Source organism: Kineosporia corallincola, from assembly GCF_018499875.1.
Classification (GTDB): Bacteria; Actinomycetota; Actinomycetes; order Actinomycetales; family Kineosporiaceae; genus Kineosporia; species Kineosporia corallincola.
Genome location: NZ_JAHBAY010000018.1, coordinates 36,235 through 60,738 on the forward strand (window position 1 = coordinate 36,235; position 24,504 = coordinate 60,738).

The following is a 24,504-nucleotide window of genomic DNA, read 5'->3' on the forward strand; positions in this document are numbered from 1 at the left end:
CCGTTAGAGGACGAGCTCCAGAACCGTTGCGGTGCCGGGGATCAGCCGCACCGGCAGTTCCCAGCGGCGACGGTGCAGGTAGCACACCGCACCGGGCCCCTGGTCCACGTCGCACGAGGCGGCCCGGGCCTCCACCAGCAGCCAGCCGTCGGTACGGCCGCCGGAGATCCGGTCGTCGAAGGTCAGCTCACGGGTCAGCCCGCTGCCGCCGCCGGCGCCGGCCCGCAGCAGGGTGGGCGGGTGCGCGGTGACGCCCAGCCAGGTCTGGTCGCCCTCGCGCAGGTCCACCTCCTCGCCCGGCGGTGGGCTGAAAGCCACGTCCAGACGGATCGTTCCGCCGTTCACGTCGTGCACCGGCAGCCGCACCGCCGGGTTCGCCGGGGCCGGGCCGGTCTCCAGCCCGAGCCGGTGCACCTGGTGCCGGGCCGCGTCGGCCACGTGCATCTGATGGTGGACGACGATCAGCGCCGACGGCTCACCCAGGTTCTCGTGCAGCGTGCTGACCTGGTCGGTGACCGGGTCGTAGCGCCGGACCGAGCCGTTGAAGGTGTCGGCCACCGCCACCGTGCCGTCGGGCAGCACCTGCACGCCGAGCGGGTGCTGGAGCCGGGCGTCCCAGCCGTCGCCGTCCTCCCGGCCGAACTCGAAAAGTCCCTGGCCCACCGCGGTTCTGACCTGAACCGGACCGTCGTCCGGCGTCCACACCAGGCGCAGCGCCGAGCTCTCGGCATCCGCCACCCAGAGCCCGCCGGCCCCCACCGACAGCCCGGACGGCTGGGCGAACCAGGCACCCGCGGCCGGGCCGTCGACCAGCCCCTCCTTGCCGGTGCCGGCGTAGACGTGGGTGGAGCCGGTGACCGGGTCGACACCCCAGAGCTGGTGCCGGCCGGTCACCGCAACCACGATCCGGCCGTCGAACCAGGCCACGTCGCCGGGGGTGGAGATGCCGGTGGCCACGGTGACGGTGGACAGGTCGTGCAGGCGCAGGCCGCGCAGCGCGTCGTTGCCGCTGTCGGCGATCACCACGTCGTAACCGGCCCGGGCGGCGGCCTCCGGCGGCAGCAGGGCCAGGCCGAGGGGGTCGGCGAAGCGGGCGGCCGAGGCCGGGCCGTCGGCCAGACCCCGCTCCCCCGAGCCGATCACGGTGGACGAGTCGCCCCGGGTGAGCAGCAGTCGCTGGTTCCCGGTGTCGGAGACCAGGATCCGGTGGTCCGGCGAGGCCGGGCCGGGCGGCAGCGCGAGAAGACCACCGGGGAACCGCAGATCGGCCCCGCCCGGGGCGACCGGCCGCCGCGTCCGGGTGACCGCATCGCCCGCCCCGGCGTCCTCAGGCAGTTCACCGGCGTGCAGCACCCGGAGTTCGTCGATCAGGCCGGCCAGCTCGGCCACGTGTCCCTCGCCGCTCACCTGCGCCACCACGTAGCCGCGCGGATCCACGAGAACCAGCGTGGGCCAGGCATTCACCGCGTACGAGTCCCAGGTGAGCAGATCCGGGTCGTCGAGCACCGGATGCCGCACCCGGTAACGCTCCACCGCCCCGGCCACCGCGGAAGACGTTGCCTCGTGCGGGAACTTGGGCGAGTGCACCCCGATCACGGTGAGCAGACCGGCATACCGCTCCTCCAGCGGCCGCAGCTCCTCGATCACGTGCACACAGTTGACGCAGGCCGACGTCCAGAAGTCGAGCAGCACGAACCGGCCGCGCAGCTCCTCCAACGACAGCCCGGGCGAGTTCAGCCAGCCCCGGCCGCGCAGCCGGGGCGCACGCACCCGCATCAGGACGCGAAAAGGGGCGAACCGCGCATGATCTCGCGCACGGTTCGCCCCTTCCTACGGACTAGTGATGGTTGTTGTTGCGGCCCTTACGGCCGCCACCGCCGCCACCGTTGTTGTTCTCCTGCTGCTTCTTCTCGACCGGCTCGTCGTGCATGATCAGCCCACGGCCGCCGCAGTGCTCGCAGGTCTCGCTGAACACCTCGAGCAGCCCCTGCCCGACCCGCTTGCGGGTCATCTGCACCAGGCCGAGCGAGGTGACCTCGGCCACCTGGTGCCGGGTGCGGTCGCGGCCCAGGCACTCCAGCAGCCGGCGCAGCACCAGGTCACGGTTGCTCTCGAGCACCATGTCGATGAAGTCGACCACGATGATGCCGCCGATGTCGCGCAGCCGGAGCTGGTGCACGACCTCCTCGGCCGCCTCGAGGTTGTTCTTCGTGACCGTCTCTTCGAGGTTGCCGCCGGCACCGGTGAACTTGCCGGTGTTGACGTCGATGACGGTCATCGCCTCGGTGCGGTCGATGACCAGCGAACCGCCGGAGGGCAGCCAGACCTTGCGGTCGAGGCCCTTGGCGATCTGCTCGTCGATGCGGTACTTGGCGAACACGTCGCCGTCGCCGTCCCAGTGCTGGAGCCGCTGCTCCAGGTCGGGCGCGACGTGGGAGATGTACCCGCGCAGCGTGTCCCAGGCCTCGTCGCCGGAGATGATCAGCTTGTTGAAGTCCTCGTTGAAGACGTCACGCACGACCTTGATCGCCAGGTCCGGCTCGCCGTACAGCATGGCCGGGGCGTTCGCGCCGGACACCTTCGCGGAGATGTCCTCCCACTGCGCCTGGAGCCGCTGCACGTCGCGCTCGAGCTCGTCGTCGCTCGCGCCCTCGGCCGCGGTGCGCACGATGACGCCCGCGTTGTCCGGCACGACCTCGCGCAGGATCTTCTTCAGGCGGGTGCGCTCGGTGTCGGGCAGCTTGCGGCTGATACCGGTCATCGAGCCGTCCGGCACGTACACCAGATAGCGGCCGGGCATCGAGATCTGGCTGGTCAGGCGGGCGCCCTTGTGGCCGATCGGGTCCTTGGTGACCTGCACCAGCACCGCGTCGCCGGCCTTCAGGGCGTGCTCGATCCGGCGCGGCTGGCCCTCCAGCCCGGCGGCGTCCCAGTTCACCTCACCGGCGTAGAGCACGGCGTTGCGGCCCTTGCCGATGTCGACGAACGCGGCCTCCATGCTCGGGAGCACGTTCTGCACCCGGCCGAGGTAGACGTTGCCGACGGTGGACGTCTGGGTCTTGCGGGCCACGTAGTGCTCGACCAGCACGCCGTCTTCGAGCACACCGATCTGGGTGCGGCCGTCGCGCTCGCGCACCACCATCGTGCGCTCGACGCTCTCGCGCCGGGCCAGGAACTCGGCCTCGGTCAGGATCGTGCGACGGCGACCGGCCTCCCGGCCCTCGCGGCGGCGCTGCTTCTTGGCCTCCAGACGGGTCGACCCACGCACCGAGGTGACGTCGTCGCTGCTGCTGCCGCGACGGCTCTCGCGCACCTTGGTGGTGACGGTCGTGCCCTCGTCGACGGTGACCTCACCGTCGGTGCCGCCCGAACCACGGCGGCGACGGCGACGACGGCGACGGCTGCCGGTGGACTCGGCGGCCTCCTCCCCCTCGTCCTCGTCACCCGCGTCGTCGGCGGCGGGTTCCTCGGCGGCCGCCTCGGGCTCGTCGGCGCCGTCCGGGCCGGCCGCGGCGGCGGGTTCGGCCTGGTCGGACGCGTCGCCCCGGCTGCGGCCACGACGGCCCCGGCCACCCCGGCGGCGACGACGGCGCGGCGCGGAGGACTCCTCCTGGTCGTCACCGTCCTCGTTCTCGTCGGCGTCCTCGGTGTCTTCGTCCGCCTCGGCGTCCTCGGCGTCCTCGACGTCGGTCTCTTCGAGGACGTCGGTGGTCTCGTCGGTCTCATCGTCGAGCAGGTCGGTGGTCTCGTCGGGGGTGTCGGCCTGCCCGGCGTCGACGCCCTCGACCTCGCTCTCGCCGGCGGCCGGGCCGGTCGCGGGTGCGGCTGCGGTCTGGTCCGGCTCCGCCTGCTCGGCGAGATCGACGTGCTTGGGCGGACCGGCCGGGCGCGAGGCGGCGCGGCGCGGGCGCTGCGCGACCGGTTCCGGCGCCTGGAAGATCGGCATGATGCCCGGGCGTGTCGGCGAGGCCTGGGCCGGAGCCTCGTCGGCCGGCGTGTCGGCGGACTCGGCGCCCGGCGCGTTCTGCGCGGCGGCGCGGGCGGCTTCCTCGGCCGCGGCCTCGGCGGCCCGCTCGGCGGCGCTGCGGGCCCGGGTGCGGGGACGCGTGCGGGGGGCGAACGGCTCGGCCACCGGGGACTGGACCGCGGCGGTCCGGGATCCCTGCGACGGCCGGGTCTCGGCCGGGGCCTGGGTCTGGGCCTGCGGCTGGGTGGAGTCGGCGTCGGTGACCGGGGCCTCGGCGGCCTGGGTCCGGGCGGCCCGGCCGTCGGTGTTCCGGCTTCCGGCGTCCAGGGCCTGACCGACCTGGACGTCCGGGGCCTGAGCGGCCGATGTCTGCGTGACCGGGGCCTGGTCGGCCAGGGCATCCTGCGCCGGGGTACCTGCCACTGCCGCGACCGGCGTCGTCTCCGGAACCGACTCGGGGACCGGCTCCGCGACCGGCTCCCCGGCCGGGGCGTCACCGGGCACCGCGAGGGTGTCCGCGGCCGGGCGGGTCACCGGGGCCGAGGCCTTGCGGGTGCTGCGCCGGCGGGTGGTCTTCTTGGCCGGGGCGGCCGGCTCCTCGAACAGGGCGTCCGGCGCGGCGGGCGCACTCTCGGTGCCGGCGATGCTCTCGATCACCGCGGCCGTCTCGGCCCGGGCGGCGCCGTTCTCGCTCGCCTCGCCCTCGACCGCGTCCACCTCGACCGTGGCGGCCGCACGCTTGGCGGTCGTGCGCTTGCGGGTGGCGCGGGCCCGCTTGACCGGTGCCGGGGCCTCCTCGTCGCCGGCCGGCTCACCGGCGTCGGCGGTGGGAGCCTGCTCGGCGGCAGCGGCCTTCTTGGCGGTGCGCGCCCGGGTGCTGCGGCGGCGCGTGGTGGTGGCCGGCGCCTCCGGGTCGGGCACGACGGCGGTGTTCTCGTCGCCACCGGCAGCGCCGTCGGGCACCGCGATCGGCTCGTCGGACGCCAGAGACACCGAACCGGTCTCGCTACGTGAGGGGGCAGGGCTCTCGGGGGCGGCCGGCTCGGGCCGGTCCTGCGGACGACCGGCGGCCTCGGGGTTGCCGAGCGGCGCGGTGCGCGCCCCCGAGTCCGGAACCGGATCGCTGGACGGCGTGTCGCCGCCCGGCCGGGCGGCGCTGTCGGGAACTGCGACCGGCGAGGTGGTTGCCTCGCCGCCGCGTTCCTCTCTGTCTGCCGCCTCGGGTGTCTCGTCGTTGCTCGCCACGGGCGTTCTCCCGTCACCCCGGGCGCCGATCACACCGCATCGGCGCCGCTCGGGGGCACTCGTCTGGGTCGCCGCGCCAACCGGTCGCGGCGGAAGTCAAGGCCTTACGCCGTACCGGCGCGCGCCGAGCCGGTCAGGGCTGGGGGCGCGGCACCTGTCAGGCGCCGCCGCCGTCCCGATCGGGGACCAGTGGGTCGGTCACCGATCCGTCTGCCTCGTCGAGCAGCCCCTGCGCCAGGCGCGTCACTCGGGGTGGTGACGGAGGCGCGAAGTCGGCTACCGCGCGGAAAGCGGAAAGGACGTCGTCGGGTCGCACAGCCGGTGTGTTGTGCCGCACGACCAAGCTCAGTATCGCACAACCGTTACCGGGTCTTGATGTGACACTAGGCTCCACTTCGATCCGGAGCACGGCCTCACGGGCGTCGAAAGTACGCAGACCGTTCTTCGTCATGCGCTGCACCTCGACCCGTTCAGCGGCCAGGAAGCGCTCGACCACGTCGCGGACCGCCGTGTCGTTGGCCTCCGCCGCCTCCTCGCCCGGGGTGCCGGCGAACATCTCGATCTGCCACACCGACGCCTGCAACCGGTCGGCGAGCTGACCCGGCGCCGTCACCTCGACCACGTCGACGATGTCGAGGCCCTGCGGCAGCGCCTCGTCCAGCGCGGCCCGCACCGCCTCCGGCTCACGGCGTTCGGCGAGCGCGATCTCGATGTACTCGGCCTCGCTGGCCGTGCCGGTGGGCGCGGCGTTGGCGTAGCTGATCCTCGGGTGCGGGTTGAACCCGGCCGAGTAGGCCATCGGGATCGCGGCCCGGCGCAGCGCCCGCTCCAGCGCGCGCTGGAAGTCGCGGTGGCTGGAGAAGCGCAGCCGACCGCGCTTGGCGTACTGAATACGGAGCTTCTGCACCACCGGGGGCGGCGGCGGGCCCTCGGGCTGCCGGGCGGCCATCAGAGCACCGGCCCGGAGGCGGAGGCCGGCAGATCAGCCGGGGCTTCGGCCGGCGAGGTGGTCAGCCCGGCGGACGGGCGCCCGGAGCTCTGCGCGGCCAGCGGCGAGCCGGTCACGGTCAGGGGCAGCAGCGAGCGGCCGGTCGGGCCGACCTGGATCTCGGTGTTCATCTGCGGGCACACACCGCAGTCGAAACACGGCGTCCAGCGGCAGTCCTCGACCTCGTCCTCGGACAGGGCGTCCTGCCAGTCGTCCCACAGCCAGTCCTTGTCCAGGCCGGAGTCGAGGTGGTCCCAGGGCAGCGCCTCGCCGTACTCGCGCTCGCGGGTGGTGTACCAGTCCACGTCGACGCCGGTGCCGGACAGCGCCTTGTCGGCGCAGGCCATCCAGCGGTCGTAGGAGAAGTGCTCGCTCCAGCCGTCGAACCGGCCGCCGTCTTCCCAGACCGCCCGGATCACCCGGCCCACGCGCCGGTCGCCGCGCGAGAGCAGGCCCTCGACCTGGCCGGGCTTGCCGTCGTGGTAGCGGAAGCCGATGGCGCGGCCGTAGCGCTTGTCGGAGCGGATCGCGTCGCGCAGCTTGGCCAGCCGGGCGTCGACCACCTCGGGCGAGGTCTGGCCGGCCCACTGGAACGGGGTGTGCGGCTTGGGCACGAAGCCACCGATCGACACGGTGCAGCGGATGTCCTTGGTGCCGGACACCTCACGACCGGTCTGGATCACCCGCTTGGCCAGCTCGGCGATCTGCATCACGTCTTCGTCGGTCTCGGTCGGCAGGCCGCACATGAAATAGAGCTTCACCTGCCGCCAGCCCGCGCCGTAGGCGGCCGCGACGGTGCGCACCAGGTCGTCCTCGGTGACCATCTTGTTGATCACCTTGCGGATACGCTCGCTGCCGCCCTCGGGGGCGAAGGTCAGGCCGGAGCGCCGCCCGTTGCGGGAGAGCTCCTGGGCCAGGTCGATGTTGAACGCGTCGACCCGGGTGCTGGGCAGCGACAGGCCGGTGTTGGTGCCCTCGTAGCGGTCGGCGAGCTGCTTGGTGACATCGGCGATCTCGGAGTGGTCGGCGGAGCTCAGGCTGAGCAGGCCCACCTCCTCGAAACCGGTGGCGCGCAGACCGGCGTCCACCATCGACCCGATGCCCTGGATGGTGCGCTCGCGCACCGGGCGGGTGATCATGCCCGCCTGGCAGAACCGGCAGCCGCGGGTGCAGCCGCGGAAGATCTCGACGCTCATCCGCTCGTGCACGCTCTCGGCCACCGGGACCAGCGGCTTCTTCGGGTAGGGCCACTCGTCGAGGTCCATGACGGTGTGCTTGCTGACCCGGAAGGGCACGCCCTTGCGGTTGGGGCGCACGCTCTGGATGCGGCCGTCGGGCGCGTAGACCACGTCGTAGAGCGACGGCACGTAGACGCCACCGGTGCCGGACAGGCGGAACAGCAGCTCGGCGCGACCGCCCGGGCAGCCCTCCTGCTTCCACTCCCGGATCACGTCGGTGATGATGCCGACGGCCTGCTCGCCGTCACCGAGCACGGCGGCGTCGATGAAGTCGGCGATCGGCTCGGGGTTGAACGCGGCGTGGCCGCCGGCCAGCACGATCGGGTGGTCGACGGTGCGCTCGGAGGCGTCCAGCGGGATGCCGGCCAGGTCGAGCGCGGTGAGCATGTTGGTGTAGCCGAGCTCGGTGGAGAACGACAGGCCGAGCACGTCGAACGCGCCGACCGGGCGGTGGGAGTCGACGGTGAACTGGGGGACGCCGTGCTCGCGCATCAGCTTCTCCAGGTCGGGCCACACCGCGTAGGTGCGCTCGGCCAGGGCGTCGGGGCGCTCGTTCAGCACTTCGTAGAGGATCATGGTGCCCTGGTTGGGCAGACCGACCTCGTAGGCGTCGGGGTACATGAGGGCCCAGCGGACCGTCTCCGGGCCGGCGAAGTCCCACTCCTTGATGGTGGAGTTCAGCTCGCCGCCGACGTACTGAATCGGCTTGGAGACGAAGGGCAGCAGGGTCTCGAGCCGGTCGAAGACCGATTCCACTGCTTCCTCCGGGCGGGTGTCCGTACGCATCCGGTCAGTTTAAGCGGGACCTAGGACCCTGGACGACAGGACCGTCCGGGACCGCCGGGGGACGGTGCCGTCCCCCGGGGGCCGGAGTGCGGCCGGAGTGGCTCAGAGACCCGGGAACCAGAGGCCGATCTCCCGCTCGGCCGACTCCACCGAGTCCGAGCCGTGCACCACGTTCTGCTGGACGGCGGTGCCCCAGTCGCGGGCCAGGTCGCCGCGGATCGAGCCGGGGGCGGCCTTGATCGGGTCGGTGGCGCCGGCCAGCGAGCGGAAGGCGGCGATGACCTGCTCGCCCTCGACGATCGCGGCGACCACGGCGCCGGACATCATGAACTCGACCAGGTTGTTGTAGAACGGCTTTCCGACGTGCTCCTCGTAGTGCTTCTCCAGCAGCTCCGCGCTGGGAACCTGCATCTGGAGCGCGGCGACGTCGTAGCCCTTCGCCTCGATCCGGCGGAGCACCTCGCCGATCTGGCGGTGGCGTACGCCGTCCGGCTTCACAAGAACGAGCGTGCGCTCCGAGGCCATTTTGGTGTTCCCTCTCGACAATGGTCCGCAATCGGTCGGGCAGAGCCTAACGAACACCGATCTGTGTCCCATGCGCCGGTTGCGTGAACTTCACCAGGAAGGACTCATACCCGTGGCCCGGCCGAGCGATGTGGACCCCATGGATCGCCCACCGCTGACTCTCGTGCTGACCTCCGTGCTGTCGGCCGCCGTCGAGAACACCAACCGTCCGGCCCTGCTGGCGACGGTGCGGGACAGCCCACGCACGGACGACGAGGAGCGGGCGGGCCGGGGCGGCGTGGTGCCGGCGCCCGGCGTGATCCCGCTGCCCCGCCGGGCCTCTCAGGCGCCGGTGGACGACGGGAGGACCGTGACCGGGTCCGACCTCGATCCGACCCCCGCCGCTTAGGGCGAAACGGGCCGGTCCGGGCTGGAACCGGCGGTCTGGGCCACGGCCTTGCGCACGGCGGCGGCGATCTCGGTGTTGCCGGAGACCAGCTCCAGCACCTTCCCGGCCGAGGCCGGGGTGTCGATCAGCTCCACGACGACCGCGGCCACGTCGGCCCGCGGCACCGAACCCCGGTTCACGCCGGCGGCCAGGCGCACCTGACCGGTGCCCGGCCCGTCGATCAGCCCGCCCGGCCGCAGCACGGTCCAGTCCAGGTCACGGCCGCGCAGGTCATCCTCGGCGGCGAGCTTGGCCACCAGGTAGGCGTGGAACACGTCGTCGACGCCGTCCGGCCGGGCGCCGTCGCGCACCAGCTCGGCACCGAACGACGAGACCTGCACGAAGCGCCGTACGCCGGACTTCTCGGCGGCGTCGGCCAGCAGCACGGAGGCCGCGCGGTCCACGGTGTCCTTGCGGGAGGCGCCACTGCCCGGGCCGGCCCCGGCGGCGAACACCACGGCGTCGGCCCCGGCGAGCACCCGGGCCACCGCGTCGACGTCGGCGCTCTCCAGGTCGAGCACGGCCGGGGTGACGCCCACGGCCCGCAGATCGTCGGCCTGGGCCGGGTTCCGGATGATGCCGACCACGTCGTCACCCCGGTCGTGGAGCATCCGCCCCAGGATGAGAGCGATTTTTCCGTGTCCACCGGCGATCACGATGCGCATGTCAGAAGCTAACCCGCCCGCGGCTGATCTGTCGTGGGGAACAACGGCCCGAATCGGCCGCCGGACCCGGCTGCGGGTCAGCGGCGGGTCAGCAGCGGGTCAGGCGGACTCGCTGGGTTCCCCGTCGCGTTCCTGTTTCGCCTGCTCGGCCTCGTACAGGGCCCAGCGCTCGGCACTCTCGCGCTCCAGCCGCTGCCCGATGACGAGTGACGCGACCCACAACCCGCCGAACAGCAGGCCGAGGAACAGCATGGCGTGCACCCAGATGCCGGTGGCGAAGATCAGCACCTGGAGCACCGAGCCCACCAGGTAGCCGGTGCGGCTGCGCAGCATCCCGGCCGTGAGCAGGCAGGCCAGGGCGAGCGCGCAGGTGATGCCGAGCGCCGCGCCGGTGGACAGCGAGGAGAGCTCCTTGGCCACCAGCCCGGCGAAGAACATCACCAGCGCCTCGCTGACGAGGGTGGTCGCGGCCATCATCCGGGTCGGGTTACGCACTCGCCCAGTCTGCCAAAGGTCTAGCGGCTGCTGAACGCCGCGTCGAACGCGGCGGACGGCGGGTCGAACAGCTGCGACCGGACGAACTCCAGGGCCTGCGGGGCACCGGTCAGCCGGTCCATCCCGGCGTCCTCCCACTCGATCGAGACCGGCCCGGCGTAGCCGATCGAGTTGAGCATGCGGAAGCACGCCTCCCAGGGCACGTCGCCGTGGCCGGTGGAGACGAAGTCCCAGCCCCGGCGCGGGTCGGCCCAGGCCAGGTGCGAGCCGAGCCGGCCGTTGCGGCCGTTGCCCACCTGACGCTTCGCGTCCTTGCAGTCCACGTGGTAGATCCGGTCGGCGAAGTCCCAGAGGAAGGTGACCGGGTCGAGGTCCTGCCAGACGAAGTGCGAGGGGTCCCAGTTCAGGCCGAAGGCGGGCCGGTGACCGATCGCCTCCAGGGCCCGCTGAGCCGTCCAGTAGTCGTAGGCGATCTCCGAGGGGTGCACCTCGTGGGCGAACCGCACCCCCTCGGCGTCGAACACGTCGAGGATCGGGTTCCAGCGGTCGGCGAAGTCCTGGTACCCGTCGTCCACCAGTTGTTGCGTGACCGGCGGGAACATCGCCACGTACTTCCAGACGGCCGACCCGGTGAAACCCACCACGGTGTCCACGCCCAGGCGCGCCGCCGCCCGAGCCGTGTACTCCAGCTCCCGCGCGGCCCGTTGCCGCACCCCCTCGGGTGAGCCGTCACCCCAGACCCGGTCGGTGAGGATGTCGCGGTGCCGGGAGTCGATCGGGTCGTCGCACACCGCCTGGCCGCTCAGGTGGTTGGAGATCGCCCAGACCCCCAGGCCGTACTTCTCCAGCAGGTCCTGCCGCCCGCGCAGGTAGGCGTCGTCCTCGGCCGCCCGCACCACGTCGAGATGGTCGCCCCAGCAGGCGATCTCGAGGCCGTCGTAGCCCCAGCCGGAGGCCAGGCGGCAGACCTCCTCGAACGGCAGGTCGGCCCACTGCCCGGTGAAAAGCGTGATCGGTCGTGCCATCTGGTCCTCCCGGAGGAGGGCCGCCCGGGCGCGGGGCCCGGGCGGCCCGGATCGGACTACTTCTTCTGCACCTGCTTGACCAGGTCCGCGGCGTCGCGCCTGAGCACCGACCGCACGTCGGCGTCCATCACGGTCACCTTGGTGATCGAGGCGCTGAACACCTTCAGCGCCGCGACCGCCTGGACCTTCTTGTTCTTCGCCGCCAGTTGCCGGGCCGTCTTCAGCTCGGCCTGGAGCAGCACCGCCCCGGCCTTGGTCACCGTGCCGTCCTTACGGAACGCGGTGATCAGGGCCTTCACGTCGGCGAACGAGGTGACCACGGTGAACTCGGCCGTCTCGGTGGTCACCAGACCGGCCGTGTCGGTGGCCGTCACGCTCAGCGTGTGATCACCGAGATCCAGCGTCCAGAGCTCGATCCCGGTACCGGACTCGATCTCCTCACCGTCGAGCGTGCCGACGACGGTGTCGATGCCGCCCTCGTCGGTGGCCTCCCAGGCCGGGGTGATCGTCGCCGAGTCGCCCACCTCCTCGTCGACCCCGGTGATGGTCACCGCGGGCGGTGTGGTGTCTTCTTCCGGCGGTTCCTCGCCGCCCTCGTCGGCGTTGAAGGTGAGCTGGTCGAGAACCACTCCCCCGGAAGAGGTCACATAGAGCTTGCCGGTGCCCTCCGGGACGTCGTCCAGCGAGACGGTCTTCTCGGCGATCGCCGTGGAGTCCACCGCCAGCGTGGCGAACGCCTCGGCATCCGGCTCGCCCCAGCGGAAGGCCAGCGTGCCGGCGCCGGACGAGGCCGCCGTGATGCTGCCGATCTCCTCCAGGTTCACCGGGTCCCAGCCCAGGTGGTCACCCGGGTCGAAGGAGGTGACCTTGCGCAGTCCGCCGGCGTTCTCGTCGTCCACGATCTCGACGCCCTGCTGCTCGTCGGCCCATTCCGCCTGCTGCACGCGCGGGTTCAGGATCATCGAGACCTCACCGGTGGCGGCGGGCACGCCGTTCGCCCCGGCGTCGGTGTAGCGGATCACCACCACGCCGAAGATGTTCTCGGTGACGCCGTGCTCCTGCGCGTCCTCCGGGGTGGGGATGCTGAACGAGCAGCCCGTGCCCTGGCTCAACGGGTGGGCGTGCCGGTCGTGCCCCAACCCGAAGGTCCAGGCCACGCGCGAGCAGACGGTCTCGTCGCCGTCCTCCGGGTCGCTGGTGGTGACGGTGAACGGAACCGCGTCGCCCCACTCGAAGAACGATCCGTCGGACGGCGTGGTCACGGTGAGCACCGGGGCCACGTTGCCCACGCTGATCGCCGTCGACGTCAGCCCGTACTTGCCCTCCGGGTCGGTGACCCGCAGTGTCGGGGTGTACCTGCCGAGTTCCGCATAGGTGTACGACGCCGTGACACCGGTCGCGTCGAACTCCCCGTCGGCATCGAAATCCCACTCGTAGGTGAGCTCCTCGCCCTCCGGGTCGACCGATTCGGCGGCCGAGAACTGCACCGTCAGCGGGGCACCGCTGCTGCTGATCGGGTCGGCCGTGATGTGGGCCTGCGGCGACTTGTTGCCCGGCGCCCAGTCGATCCGGTACAGCCCGGCGTCCGGGTTGGCCCGGAAGAAACCGTCACCGTAGTCCAGCACGTACAGCGAACCGTCCGGCCCGAACTCGATGTCGATCGGGCTGTCGGTGATCGGCTGGCCGTTGGTGGTCAGGTCGGCGTTCGGCAGGAACTGCTCGATCTCCGAGACCGGGCCGCCCGGCCAGTCCACGGTGAACGCCGCCAGGTAGTCCTGCGAGAACTCGGCGAAGAATGCCTTGTCGTCCCAGTACTCGGGGAACTTGGTGGTGGAGGAGTTGTCGGCGTCGTAGTGGTACACCGGGCCGCCCATCGGACCCTGACCGCCCTGGGCGTCGAAATCGGTGAGCTCGGGCCAGGGCTGGTCGTCCGCGTCGTCCCCGTAGTAGAGATCGGCGGGCGTCGCCGGCGGCAGCACGGCCAGGCCGGTGTTCCAGCGCGAGTTGTTCTCCGCCCCCGCGCCGCAGTCGAAGAACTCACCGGGTGAGGCGGTTTCGTAGTTCCACTCGTTGTAGTCGAAGTTGTCGCCGGTGCAGTACGGCCAGCCGGAGTTCTCCGGTCCGTCGATGCTCACCGTGTTCCACTCCACGTAACCCATCGGACCGCGCTGGGCGTTCGCGACACCGGCGTCCGGGCCGTAGTCACCCCACGACACGCTGTTGGTCTGCGCGTCCACGTCGATGCGGAACGGGTTGCGCACCCCCTGAACGAAAATCTCCGGGCGGGTCTTCGCGGTGCCCTCCGGATAGAGGTTGCCCTCCGGCACCGTGTACGAGCCGTCCTCCGCCACGGTGATCCGCAGGATCTTGCCGCGCAGGTCGTTCGTATTGCCCGCACCACGCCGCGAGTCGAAACCCGGGTTGTACCCGGCGCGGTCGTTGTTCGGCGCGAAGCCGTCGGCGCCCGGCGTGCCGGCCGGGGTGTTGTCGCCGGTGGCCAGGTAGAGGTTGCCGTCGCCGTCGAAGTCCACGTCGCCGGCCACGTGGCAGCACTGCCCGCGCTGCGTCTCGACCTTGATGATCACCTGCTCGGAGGCCAGGTCCACGGTGCCGGTGGCCGGGTCGAACTTCGCCCGGGCGAGCTGGTTGTAGCCCTTCCACTGGTCCCAGTACGAGTCGTCCGCGCCGGCCGGCAGGGTGTTCGGCGCGCTGCCCGTGGGAGTGGTCGCCGGGTACGGGTCGTCCATCTGCCGGGGAGCGTAATAGAAGTAGACCCAGTGGTTCTCGGCGAAGTCCGGGTCCAGGGTGACGGTCTGGAGGCCGTCCTCGGAGTTGTTGTACACGTCGAACTTCCCGGCCGTGGTGGTGCGGCCGGTGGCCGGGTCGGTCAGCCGCACCACGCCGTCCCGGGCGGTGTGCAGCACCCGGCTGTCCGGCAGCACGGCCAGGTCGATCGGCTCGCCGATGTCTTTCGTCAGCGTGATCTTCTCGTAGTTGGCCCAGTTCAGCGGGTCTTCGTCACCCTCGTGCCCGGGGTGCGCACTGGCGACCGCCGGTGCGGCGACCAGGGCGCCGAGAGCCAGCAGCAGGGCCAGGAAGAGCTTCAGGCCCTTCACAGCGTGGCCAGGTGCTGAAGGCCCAGCCGGGCGTGCTGCAACGACTGGGCCGGCGCGGTGGTGCCGCCGGGCGCGGTGTCCTGCTCCACCATCGGGTTGCGGGTGTCGGTGCGGCCTACCCGGCGGAAGAACGTCTCGTAGTCGATCTGCCCGGTGCCGAAGGGCACGATGTCGTAGCCGTTGGCCACGTCGGTGTCCGGCTCACCGTCCTTGGCGTGGAACAGCGGGAATCGCGAGTTGGCACTGAGAACCGTTGCGGCCGGGTCGAACACGTCCTTGCGGGTGGATCCGTCCGCGGCCGTGTACTCCCGGAACTTGTACTGCGCCACGTGCGCCCAGAACACGTCCATCTCCAGGTGCACGTACTTCGGGTCGGTGATCTTCAGGAAGTATTCCAGCCGACGGATCCCGCTGCTGCGCGTCGGGTTTCCGGCGGCGTCCTTCGGCCCGGCGTCGAGCAGGAAGCTGTAGGCCGCGTCGTGGTTGTGGGTGTACAGCTTCAGGCCCGCCCGGGCCGCGATCTTCCCCAGGGCGTTCCACTTCTCCGCGGCCACGTCCCAGTCGGCCTTGACCGCGCTGCTCGTCGGGTCGGCGCCGGTGCCGATGTGCTGCATGCCGAGGATGTTCGCGATCTCGGTGTGCAGCTTGAAGGTCTCCAGGTCGGCGTCGCTGAACGGCCACGAGGAGGGGATGAACCCGTGGTTGCCCTGGGCCCGTAGACCGTTGTCGTCCAGCCACTTCCGCAGCTGTTTCGCCCCCTCCACGGTGCCCAGCTGGGCGCCGCCCGGTGCGTTCGCGTGCTGCGTGTACCCGGCGAACTCGACCTGCTTGTAGCCGATCCGCGCCAGGGCCGCGAACACCTCCCGGAATCCGGAGGGCCCGTTGAACGCCTCCGGATCACGGGCGATCGCATCCCGCACCGTGTACAGGATGATGCCGCGCTTGCTCTTCGGGATCCGGCCCGAACCACTGCTGCCCACGGACGCCTCCGCCGATCCGGACGGTACGGTCACCGCCGCCGCGGCGGCCACTCCGGTGCTCGCGGCGAACAGCTGACGACGATTCAGCCGCAGCGCCTTGGCCAGGGCTGATGCCTCGTTCTGCGATGGTGCGTCGAACATGCTTGTCTCCTATGCTGGAGCTGTCAGGGGGATCTCGGGCGCTGTGGTGCTTTCTCCTTCCTGGCTCGTTCCCGCCGGTGTGCCAGCACCGGCGGGAACTCAGGCGGCGTTGCGGGTCACGGCCGGCAGGTCCTGCCAGTGCGATCCGGCGGCGGCCGACTCCACCACCGCGGCCAGCACCTGCTGCACCTGGAGGCCGTCCTCGAACGACGGCGACGGGTCGGTGTGGTTGCCGAGATCGGCCAGCAGGTCGGCGATCTCGTGGGTGAAGGAGTGCTCGTAGCCGATCAGGTGCCCGGCCGGCCACCAGGCCCTCAGGTACGGGTGCTCCGGCTCGGTCACCAGGATCCGGGTGAAACCACCGGTCTCGGTGCCCGCCGTGCCGTCGTACAGGTGCAGCTCGTTCATCGCCTCGAAGTCGAACGCCAGGCTGCCGAGACTGCCGTTGACCTCGATCCGGATCGCGTTCTTGCGGCCCCCCGCGAAACGTGTCGCCTCGAAGGACCCCAGGGCGCCGCCGTGGAACCGGCCGAAGAACAGCGCGGCGTCGTCCACCGTCACCGCCCCGGTCCCGCCCCGGCTCCCGGCACTCAGACCGGAGGACGACGAGGGCAGCGGCCGCTCCTTCACGAACGTCTCGGTCAGCCCGCTGACCCCGGCCAGCCGGTCACCCACGATGAACTGCGTCGCGTCGACGATGTGCGCGCCGATGTCGCCCAGCGCGCCACTGCCGGCCCGTTCCGCCTGCAACCGCCAGACCAGCGGGAACTGCGGGTCGATGATCCAGTCCTGGAGGTACTGCGCCCGCACGTGCCGGATCTCGCCCAGCCGCCCGTCCGCCACCAGTTTGCGGGCCAGCGCCACGGCCGGCACCCGGCGGTAGTTGAACCCGACCATCGAGCGCACCCCGTGCCGCCGGGCCTCCTGTGCCGCCGCCACCATCAGCTCGGCCTCGGCCACCGTGTTGGCCAGCGGCTTCTCGCAGAGCACGTGTTTGCCGGCGGCCAGCGCGGCGATCGCGATCTCGGCGTGCGTGTCACCGGGCGAGCAGATGTCGATCAGCTGGATGTCGTCGCGCGCGATCAGCTCCCGCCAGTCGGTCTCCACGTCGTGCCAGCCGAGTTTGGCCGCCGCCGCCTCGGTGGCCGCCCGGTCGCGGCCGCAGATCGCGGTCATCCGGGCGTCCAGCGGCAGGTCGAAGAAGTGCCCGGCCGAGCGCCAGGCCTGGGAGTGGGCGGCGCCCATGAACGAGTACCCGATCATGCCGACGCCGATCGTGCCGTCCGCCATCAGGACTCGAATCCGAGGGAGAGGTAGGAGTCCACGTTCTCCTTCGTGACGGTCTCGCTGGTGAGCGTGATCGAGGCGGGCACACCGAGCTCGACCAGGTCGCTCATCCCCTTCCGCTGCCCCACCAGCCGGGCCAGTCTCACCGCCGACGCGGCCATGCTCGGCGGGTAGGTGACGGTCGCCTTCATCACCCCGGAGTCGGCCTTGATCAGGTCCATCATGTCCCGTGACCCGGCACCGCCGACCATGATGAACTCGTCGCGCCCGGCCTGGTTGATCGCCGCCAGCACGCCGATCCCCTGGTCGTCGTCGTGGTTCCAGAGCGCGTCCAGCTTCGGCGCCGCCTGGAGCAGGTTGCTCGTGACCTGCTGCCCCGACTCCACCGTGAACTGCGCGCTCACCTGGTTGGAGACCTTGAAACCGGCTGTCGCCAGGGCCTCTTCGAATCCCTTGCTGCGGTCCTGGGTGAGCGGCAGGTCGGCGATGCCCTGCACCTCGGCGATCACCGGGTCCTTCACCCCCTTCGCGGTGAGCTGCTGCGCGAGGTAGTACCCCGCGGCGGCACCCATTCCGTAGTTGTCGCCGCCGATCCAGGTGCGCGCGCCGCGGGGTGACGAGAACACCCGGTCCAGGTTGATCACCTGGATGCCGGCCTCCATCGCCCGGATCCCCACCTCGGTCAGCGCGTTTCCGTCGAACGGCAGGATCACCAGCACGTCCACCTTGCGGCTGATCAGCGTCTCCACCTGGGAGATCTGCTGATTCACGTCGTTGCTGCCCTCGACCGCCTGAAAGTCGACGTCGGTGTGCTGTTTCGCCTCCTCCTCGGCCTTGGTGGTGATCGCGCCGATCCAGCCGTGGTCGGCCGCCGGGGCGCTGAAGCCGATCACCACCTCGGTGCCCGGCTCGTCGTTTCCGCTGCCGCCGCCGGCCGCCACGGTGGTCGTCTCCGCGCGGGCCTCCGGCTCGTTGCTCGTGCAGGCCGCCAGCAGCGCCCCCGCCCCGAGCAGACCGGATCCGACGAAGAGCCGTCGGCGGTCGAGGTTGATCGGGTCCATCGGAACCTCCGGGTGATCTGTGATTGAGGACGCTCGGTGAGAGTTTGTTTCTCTAGGAACCGTTCTCGCGGTTCGCCCGGCGCTGCAACAGCACGGCCGCGACGATGATCAGGCCCTTGGCGATGTTCTGGGTCTCGGTCGCGAGGTTGTTGAGGATGAAGATGTTGGTGATCGTGGTGAACACCAGCACCCCGAGGATCGAGCCGATCAGCGTGCCGCGACCACCGCTGAGCAGGGTGCCGCCGATGATGACGGCGGCGATGGCGTCGAGCTCGTAGAGATTGCCGTGGGTGCTCGATCCGGTGGTGGTGCGGGCCAGGATCATGATCGCGGCGATCCCGCAACAGGTTCCGGAGATCAGGTAGATCAGGGCGGTGCCGCGTTTCACGTCGATGCCGGCCAGCCGGGCGGCCTCGGCGTTGCCACCGATCGCGAACACCCGGCGGCCGAACGTGGTGCGGTTCAGCAGCACCCAGCCGGCGGCCGCCACCAGCGCGAGAATGACCACCAGCAGCGGAATCCCGAGGACGTCGGTGGTCGCCAGGTCTTTGATCGGCTGCTCGGTGACGATCTGGGTTCGGTTGTCGGCGATCCGGGCGGCCAGACCCCGGGCCGACACCAGCATGGCCAGCGTGACGATGAACGGCACCAGCCGGCCGTAGGCGATCAGCAGCCCGTTCACCAGCCCGGCCCCCGCCCCCACCAGCAGGGCGCACAGCGCCATCATCCACGGCCCGTACGACTGGGTGGCCAGGGTGGTGGCCCAGACCGAGGCCAGGGCCACGATCGCGCCGACCGACAGGTCGATGCCGCCGCCGATGATGACGAACGTGGCGCCGACGGTGACCACGCCGATCACCGACGAACTCACCAGGATGTTCTCCAGATTGTCCGTGGTCAGGAAGTTCTCGCTGGTGACAGCGCCGATCACGACCAGCACGGCGAGCACCGCCAGCAGGCCGAGATTGCGGATCTCGGCGCCACGCATCCGGGCCAGCACACCCGGTTTCACCGGGACCGGAACCGAGAGGGTCATCGCACGTGTCCTTCCATCACCAGGTCGAGCACGCGGTGCTCGTCGAGTTCGGCGGCCGGGGCGGTGTGCACCACCCGCCCTTCACGCATCACCAGCACCCGGTCGGCCAGGCCGAGCACCTCCGGCACCTCGCTGGACACCAGCAGCACCCCCATCCCGTCGTCCGCGAGACGCCGGATCACGGCGTAGATCTCGGACCGGGCACCGACGTCCACCCCCCGGGTCGGCTCGTCGAGCAGGAGCAGGCGGGTGCCGCCGAGCAGCCAGCGGGCCAGCACCACCTTCTGCTGGTTGCCGCCCGAGAGCGTGCGCACCGCGCGGGTGACGTCGGCCGGCCGCACCTGGAGCTCCGCGGTCGCCGTGCGGGCCCGCCCGAGCTCCCGGCGGCGGTCGATCCACCCCGGAAAACCCCTGGTGACGGCCGACAACGAAGCCAGGCTGAGATTGCGGGCCACCGGCTCGCCGAGCAGCAGGGCCTGGCTCTTGCGTTCCTCGGGGGCCAGGCCCATGCCCGCCCGCACCGCGGCCCGCACCGAACCGGCCGGCAGCGGCCGGCCGTCCATGCGCACCGATCCCGCGGTGCGGCGGCGGGCCCCGTAGATCGTCTCCAGCACCTCCGAACGCCCGGCGCCGACCAGCCCGGCGATCCCGACGATCTCACCCGGCCGCACGCTGAGCGACACGTCGTCGAAACTGCCCTTCAGCGAGAGGTTCCCGACCTCCAGCAGGCCGTCGCCGAACGACGCCGCCGGACCGCGCGGCGGGAACAGGTACTCCACCCGCCGCCCGGTCATCAGCGAGACCAGCTGCTGCGTGGGAGTGGTGGCGGGCAGTCCGGTGGCCACGGTCCGGCCGTCCTTCAGCACCGTGACCACGTCACCGATCTGCCGGATCTCCTCCAGCCGGTGCGAGATGTAGACCACCGCAACACCTTCGGCCACCAGGTCGCGAATCACCCGGAACAGGTTCGCCACCTCGTCGTGCGCCAGCACCGCCGAGGGCTCGTCCATCACGATCAGCCGGGCGTCCCGGGCCAGCGCCCGGGCCAGGCTGACGATCTGCTGCTGCGCGGCGGAGAGCCGGCCGACCTCGCGACCCACCGGGATCTCGCCGTGGCCGAGTCTTTCCAGCAGCCGCCGGGCCGCCTGGCCCTGGGCTCCGCGGTGCACGAAACCGGCCGAGGCCTTCTCGTGCCCGAGGTAGAGGTTGTCGGCCACCGAGAGCCCGGGCACCAGATCGAGTTCCTGGTAGATCGTGGCGATGCCGCGGTGGATGGCGGAGGACGGCGAGGAGAAGCGCACCTCCTTCCCCGCCCATTCGACCCGGCCCTCGTCCGGATGATGCGCACCGGCGAGAACCTTGATCAGAGTGGACTTCCCGGCCCCGTTCTGGCCGAGCAGACAGTGCACGCGGCCGGCGGCGACGTCGAGGTCGACGCCGTCCAGGGCACGTACGCCGGGGAACTGCTTGACGATGCCGCGCATGCGCAACAGCACGTCGTCGTCCATGTGGCCTCCTCGTCGAGGTCAGGATGGAACGTGCGGAAACCGTTCAGACAGTGGCGAAGACCGAGTCCGAGATGAGCCGCCCGGCACCGACCACACCCGCGGTGCCACCCAGCTCGGACAGGACGATGGGAAGATTTCCGGTGGCCAGCGGCAGCGACCGGCGGTACACGACGCTACGGATCTCGGCCAGCAACGGGTGACCGAGACCGGCCACGCCGCCGCCGATCACCACCAGGCCGGGGTTGAAGAAACTGACGAGCGAGGCGAGGACCTTGCCCAGCCGGGCACCCCCGTCGCGGATCAGGGCGATGCTGACCGGGTCCCCGGCATCGGCGGCGGCCCCGACGTCCCTGGCGGACAGCGCCCTCACCTGGGGCAGCCGCTGTGCCAGCCAGTCCGACCGGCCGCCGCGTGCCGCGGCCTCGGCGTCGCGGGCCAGTGCCGCACCGCCGAAAGCCGCCTCCAGGCAACCGGTGTTGCCGCAGACGCAGACCGGGCCGTGCCCGTCCACCTGGATGTGGCCGATGTCGCCGGCCGAACCGTTCACCCCGCGGTAGATCTCGCCGCCGACCACGATGCCGCAGCCGATGCCGGTGCCGATCTTGACGAAGAGCAGGTCCCGCACACTGCGCGCGGTGCCCGCGTGGAGCTCGCCGAGAGCCATCACGTTCACGTCGTTGTCGACCATCACCGGGGCCCCCAGCGCCGCGCCGAGCTGGTCGCGGATCGGGAACCGGCTCCAGCCCGGCATGATCGGCGGGGCCACCAGCGCCCCTTCGGCCTGGCTGACCGGGCCCGGCACGCCGACCCCGACACCGGCCGGCGGACCGGCCGGATCCGCCAGCCCGGAGCGGACTTTCGCGACCAGGTCGATGGCCTGGTCGAGCACGGGCTGCGGGCCGAGCCGCACGTCAGTGTCGGCGCGCAGCTGGCCCAGCAGGTTCAGGCCGCCGTCGAGCACGGCGACGTCGATCGAGGTGGCGCCGATGTCGATGCCGACGAACCGCAGGTTGCGCGAGAGCGCGACCATCTGCGAGCGCCGGCCGCCGCGCGAGGCGGCCAGGCCGACGACGTCGACGAAGCCGAGCTCGGCCAGCCGCTCGACCTCGATCGCGACCTTGGACTTGGACAGCTCCACCGCGTCGCCGAGCTCGGCCCGGGACTGCGGGCCACTGTCTCTCAGGAGGCGCAGAAACCTTGCCTGGTGCCGGTTCTCCGGACGGGTGCCGACTCGTGCCACGACGCCGCCCCCTGTCCGTGTCCGGGCACCACCTCTGTGTAGTACCTGTGAGGGACAGTAGTCAGGCTTCGTCCTGTTTGTGAAGAACTTCGCCCACAAAAAGCCGAAAGTCCGGTGAGCGGTCAGGTCAGGCGGAACAGCCTGCGTACGTCGGCGGCCATCGTCACCGAGCCGGTGGCCAGCACGCCGCCGCCGATCAGCCCGCCCTCCTCGGCCCTGCCCATGGCGTAGTCGAGGGCGTCGTCCAGGCGCTGGAAGGTGGTGACCCGGTCGTCGCCGAACACGTCCTCGGCGATCTCGCCGAGCTCGTCCGGGTCCATCGCCCGGGGGGACGACGTGCGGGTGATGACGACCTCGTCCAGTACCGGTTCCAGCACGCCGAGAATCGACTCGGCATCCTTGTCTTCCAGCACCGCCACCACGCCGACCAGCCGGCTGAACCCGAATGCCTCCTCCAGGCTGTCGGCGAGAACCTGGGCACCGGAAGGGTTGTGGGCCGCGTCGACGAGCACGGTGGGGCTGCGGCGGACGACCTCCAGGCGGCCGGGCGAATCGGCGTCCGCGAAGGCGGCCCGCACCACGTCGATGTCCAGCCCGGTGCCCTCGCGGGAGTTGTCGCCGGTGTCCCAGTCCCGCCCGTCGGACAGCAGGAACGCCTCGACGGCGGCGAGCGCGGTGGCCGCGTTCTGTGCCTGGTGGGCGCCGTGCAGGGGGATGAAGATCTCCGGGTACACCGCCGCGGCGCCCTGGATCGTGAGCAGCTGGCCGCCCAGGGCGACCTCACGGGTGCTCACGCCGAACTGGTGGCCCTCGCGCAGAACGGTGGCGCCGACCTCGGCGGCCCGGGCCAGCAGCGGTTCCGAGGCCTCTTCGTGCTGCTCCGAGAGCACCGCCACGGCACCGGGTTTGATGATGCCGGCCTTCTCGGTGGCGATGGTGGCGATGTCGTGGCCGAGCATGCGCTGGTGGTCCAGACCGACCGGGGTGACCACGGCGACCCGGGCGTCGATGATGTTGGTGGCGTCCCAGCGGCCGCCCAGCCCGACCTCCACCGCGGCCACGTCGACCGGCGTGTCGGCGAACGCGGCGTAGGCGATCGCGACCAGCACCTCGAAGTAGGTCAGCCGCGGGTTGCCGGCCTCGGCGTTGCGGGCGTCCACCAGGTCGAGGTACGGCTGAACCTCTTCGTAGGCGTCGATGAACCGTTCCTGGTCGATCATCTGACCGTCGAGCGCGATCCGCTCGCGCACGTCTTGCAGGTGCGGGCTGGTGAACCGGCCGGTGCGCAGGCCGTGCTCGCGCAGCAGCCGCTCGATCATGCGGGTGGTGGAACTCTTGCCGTTGGTGCCGGTGACGTGCACCGACTCGAAGGCCCGCTGCGGGTCGCCGAGCAGCTGGGCCACCGCCGCGATCCGGTCGATGCTGGGCACCATGTCGTGCTCCGGCGCCCGGTCCAGGATCTCCCGGTACACCTCCGCCGCGCGCTGTGAGAGCGCCTGCTGGACGGCCGCGTCCTTGGCGTCACGCTGCGGACCACGACCGGCGACGCGCGCCATCAGCGAACCACCCCGAAAATCTCCGACCTGCTCATGACCGCGAGCCTATCCGCACCCCGGGCCCGCGGATCACCGCACCGCCCACCGCCCTCGGCACGGCGCTCCCGGCAAGCGGCTCCCCCGGAGGATCCGGCGACGGCCAGGGGCAGGTCCGCGACGCTTCCCGACGGCGTCCGGCGGGTTCAACCGCGACGGCACGGCGCGACCGGCGTGCACCTGCCGCGGTCACCGGCCGGTTCCGAGCGGGCAGCGCTCTAGAGGCCGGCCTTCTCGTACTCCTCGTCCAGCAGCTCCGAGGCCTCGGCGCTGGACAGGCCGTGCTCGATCGCCTCGTAGTAGACCTTGACCAGCTGCTCGCCGTGCACCTTCTCGAAGGTGGCGTTCCAGCGCTCGGCGTCCTGACGCCAGTAGCCCACGGTGGCAACCCGTTCCAGCGGCCAGCCGTGCTTCTTGCGCAGCAGCTTGCGGATCTCGCGGGACTGCGCCGCCTCACCCGAATACCACACGTAACCGGTTCCCTGCCCGGACAGCTCGGCCACCTTGAGGGCGATCAGGTCGGCCAGCGCGCCGGGCGCCACACCGTTACCGGTGCCCACGCTGGCGTCCACCCCACGGGCGTGGCACTGGGTGGCGGGCAGCGCGGCCAGGTCGTCGGCGTCCACCGTCTCGACCATCGCGTACACCGCCGGGCCGTCCTGCTCGCACTCCTCGATGATCCGGGCCAGCGCCGGCAGACCGGTCAGGTCGGCCGCCGCCAGGATCCAGTCCACGCCCTCAGGCGGCGAGTACCAGCAGCGCGGGCGGGTGATCAGCAGTTCCTGACCGACCTGCGCGTTGACCGCCCACTCCCCTGCGACACCACCAGGATGCACCACGAAATCGACGGTCATCCGGGCATTCTCACCCGGCTCGAAGGCGCGCACGGTGTAGTTACGCCCGGGCGGCGCGGTCTGCGGGTCGTGGTGCGCCCACACGCCGTCTTTCAGCGTGGTCGGGGCCGGGCGCTCCTGGCCCGGCTTCGGGAACCACAGCACCACGGCCTCGTCCGGCACCAGAAGCGGTTCGTACTGAGACATCTCGGGGCCCCCGAGGACGATCCGCACCAGGTGCGGGCTCAACCGCTCGGTGGCGACGACCTCGGCGTACAGGGCACCGGACTCGGCGTAGGACATGGTGATGCAGCTCCCAACTCGGGCGTGGTGGGCGGGGCGTGAACTC

The 24,504-nt window shown here is 71.4% G+C and carries 18 protein-coding genes; 1 reads left to right on the forward strand and 17 read right to left on the reverse strand.

The features are described 5' to 3' along the window. Positions 1-3: 3 nt before the first annotated feature. The 5 genes from KIH74_RS31720 to ndk form a co-directional block, all read right to left on the reverse strand. Positions 4-1,776 carry a thioredoxin-like domain-containing protein gene (locus KIH74_RS31720; RefSeq protein WP_214160098.1) on the reverse strand — a complete coding sequence of 591 codons (1,773 nt, stop codon included), beginning with the start codon at positions 1,774-1,776 and terminating at the stop codon, positions 4-6. Between the two features lie 61 nt (positions 1,777-1,837). After that, positions 1,838-5,212 carry a ribonuclease E/G gene (locus tag KIH74_RS39035; RefSeq protein ID WP_214160099.1) on the reverse strand — a complete coding sequence of 1,125 codons (3,375 nt, stop codon included), beginning with the start codon at positions 5,210-5,212 and terminating at the stop codon, positions 1,838-1,840. 157 nt (positions 5,213-5,369) lie between these two features. Next, positions 5,370-6,161: a TIGR03936 family radical SAM-associated protein gene (locus KIH74_RS31730; RefSeq protein WP_214160100.1), complete on the reverse strand. Its 792-nt coding sequence runs from the start codon at positions 6,159-6,161 to the stop codon at positions 5,370-5,372. Next, on the reverse strand, positions 6,161-8,224 hold the full coding sequence (locus KIH74_RS31735) for a TIGR03960 family B12-binding radical SAM protein (protein ID WP_214160101.1): 2,064 nt from the start codon (positions 8,222-8,224) through the stop codon (positions 6,161-6,163). Before KIH74_RS31735 ends, KIH74_RS31730 begins: the two co-directional genes overlap by 1 nt. 102 nt (positions 8,225-8,326) lie before the next feature. Further along, positions 8,327-8,749, reverse strand: a complete 423-nt coding sequence (gene ndk / locus KIH74_RS31740; protein WP_214160102.1) for a nucleoside-diphosphate kinase — start codon at positions 8,747-8,749, stop codon at positions 8,327-8,329. 139 nt (positions 8,750-8,888) lie between these two features. Between ndk and KIH74_RS31745 the strand changes: the two genes are divergently transcribed. Then, entirely contained in the window at positions 8,889-9,137 is a 249-nt protein-coding gene (locus tag KIH74_RS31745) for a hypothetical protein (RefSeq protein ID WP_214160103.1), read from the forward strand. Here KIH74_RS31745 and KIH74_RS31750 read toward each other — a convergent pair. From KIH74_RS31750 to KIH74_RS31805, 12 genes are all read right to left on the reverse strand, one after another. Next, on the reverse strand, positions 9,134-9,841 hold the full coding sequence (locus KIH74_RS31750) for an SDR family oxidoreductase (protein WP_214160104.1): 708 nt from the start codon (positions 9,839-9,841) through the stop codon (positions 9,134-9,136). The two genes, KIH74_RS31745 and KIH74_RS31750, sit on opposite strands and share 4 nt — an antisense overlap. A 99-nt stretch (positions 9,842-9,940) precedes the next feature. Continuing rightward, positions 9,941-10,336, reverse strand: a complete 396-nt coding sequence (locus KIH74_RS31755; RefSeq protein WP_214160105.1) for a DUF4233 domain-containing protein — start codon at positions 10,334-10,336, stop codon at positions 9,941-9,943. Positions 10,337-10,356: 20 nt separating this feature from the next. After that, entirely contained in the window at positions 10,357-11,361 is a 1,005-nt protein-coding gene (locus KIH74_RS31760; protein ID WP_214160106.1) for a sugar phosphate isomerase/epimerase family protein, read from the reverse strand. A 56-nt stretch (positions 11,362-11,417) separates the two neighbouring features. Further along, on the reverse strand, positions 11,418-14,477 hold the full coding sequence (locus KIH74_RS31765) for a PQQ-dependent sugar dehydrogenase (RefSeq protein ID WP_214160107.1): 3,060 nt from the start codon (positions 14,475-14,477) through the stop codon (positions 11,418-11,420). Continuing rightward, complete coding sequence (locus KIH74_RS31770; protein ID WP_214160108.1) at positions 14,474-15,598, reverse strand: sugar phosphate isomerase/epimerase family protein; 1,125 nt, start codon at positions 15,596-15,598, stop codon at positions 14,474-14,476. The genes KIH74_RS31765 and KIH74_RS31770 overlap by 4 nt, the downstream gene beginning before the upstream one ends. A gap of 99 nt (positions 15,599-15,697) precedes the next feature. Beyond that, positions 15,698-16,888: a Gfo/Idh/MocA family protein gene (locus KIH74_RS31775; RefSeq protein ID WP_214160109.1), complete on the reverse strand. Its 1,191-nt coding sequence runs from the start codon at positions 16,886-16,888 to the stop codon at positions 15,698-15,700. Continuing rightward, positions 16,888-17,946 (reverse strand): substrate-binding domain-containing protein, encoded by a 1,059-nt coding sequence (locus KIH74_RS31780; RefSeq protein ID WP_214160110.1) that lies wholly within the window; start codon positions 17,944-17,946, stop codon positions 16,888-16,890. Before KIH74_RS31780 ends, KIH74_RS31775 begins: the two co-directional genes overlap by 1 nt. A gap of 52 nt (positions 17,947-17,998) precedes the next feature. Next, complete coding sequence (locus KIH74_RS31785) at positions 17,999-18,982, reverse strand: ABC transporter permease (RefSeq protein ID WP_214160111.1); 984 nt, start codon at positions 18,980-18,982, stop codon at positions 17,999-18,001. Then, a complete protein-coding gene (locus tag KIH74_RS31790) occupies positions 18,979-20,466 on the reverse strand; it encodes a sugar ABC transporter ATP-binding protein (protein ID WP_372492157.1) in 1,488 nt (495 codons plus the stop codon). Before KIH74_RS31790 ends, KIH74_RS31785 begins: the two co-directional genes overlap by 4 nt. 67 nt (positions 20,467-20,533) lie before the next feature. Beyond that, the gene (locus KIH74_RS31795) at positions 20,534-21,730 is read right to left on the reverse strand and encodes an ROK family transcriptional regulator (protein ID WP_214160113.1); all 1,197 of its coding nucleotides are present in this window, start codon (positions 21,728-21,730) and stop codon (positions 20,534-20,536) included. A 122-nt stretch (positions 21,731-21,852) separates the two neighbouring features. Then, positions 21,853-23,286 (reverse strand): bifunctional folylpolyglutamate synthase/dihydrofolate synthase, encoded by a 1,434-nt coding sequence (locus KIH74_RS31800; RefSeq protein WP_214160114.1) that lies wholly within the window; start codon positions 23,284-23,286, stop codon positions 21,853-21,855. 254 nt (positions 23,287-23,540) lie between these two features. Further along, a complete protein-coding gene (locus KIH74_RS31805; RefSeq protein WP_214160115.1) occupies positions 23,541-24,458 on the reverse strand; it encodes a siderophore-interacting protein in 918 nt (305 codons plus the stop codon). Positions 24,459-24,504 lie beyond the last annotated feature (46 nt).

Coding starts and splice junctions, on each gene's coding strand:
- KIH74_RS31785 (WP_214160111.1), bottom strand. CDS start 18,982: ATGACCCTCTCGGTTCCGGTCCCGGTGAAACCGGGTGTGCTGGCCCGG.
- KIH74_RS31745 (WP_214160103.1), top strand. CDS start 8,889: ATGGATCGCCCACCGCTGACTCTCGTGCTGACCTCCGTGCTGTCGGCC.
- KIH74_RS31720 (WP_214160098.1), bottom strand. CDS start 1,776: ATGCGGGTGCGTGCGCCCCGGCTGCGCGGCCGGGGCTGGCTGAACTCG.
- KIH74_RS31730 (WP_214160100.1), bottom strand. CDS start 6,161: ATGGCCGCCCGGCAGCCCGAGGGCCCGCCGCCGCCCCCGGTGGTGCAG.
- KIH74_RS31735 (WP_214160101.1), bottom strand. CDS start 8,224: ATGCGTACGGACACCCGCCCGGAGGAAGCAGTGGAATCGGTCTTCGAC.
- ndk (WP_214160102.1), bottom strand. CDS start 8,749: ATGGCCTCGGAGCGCACGCTCGTTCTTGTGAAGCCGGACGGCGTACGC.
- KIH74_RS31805 (WP_214160115.1), bottom strand. CDS start 24,458: ATGTCCTACGCCGAGTCCGGTGCCCTGTACGCCGAGGTCGTCGCCACC.
- KIH74_RS31790 (WP_372492157.1), bottom strand. CDS start 20,466: ATGCGCGGCATCGTCAAGCAGTTCCCCGGCGTACGTGCCCTGGACGGC.
- KIH74_RS31775 (WP_214160109.1), bottom strand. CDS start 16,888: ATGGCGGACGGCACGATCGGCGTCGGCATGATCGGGTACTCGTTCATG.
- KIH74_RS31770 (WP_214160108.1), bottom strand. CDS start 15,598: ATGTTCGACGCACCATCGCAGAACGAGGCATCAGCCCTGGCCAAGGCG.
- KIH74_RS31750 (WP_214160104.1), bottom strand. CDS start 9,841: ATGCGCATCGTGATCGCCGGTGGACACGGAAAAATCGCTCTCATCCTG.
- KIH74_RS31800 (WP_214160114.1), bottom strand. CDS start 23,286: ATGGCGCGCGTCGCCGGTCGTGGTCCGCAGCGTGACGCCAAGGACGCG.
- KIH74_RS31780 (WP_214160110.1), bottom strand. CDS start 17,946: ATGGACCCGATCAACCTCGACCGCCGACGGCTCTTCGTCGGATCCGGT.
- KIH74_RS31760 (WP_214160106.1), bottom strand. CDS start 11,361: ATGGCACGACCGATCACGCTTTTCACCGGGCAGTGGGCCGACCTGCCG.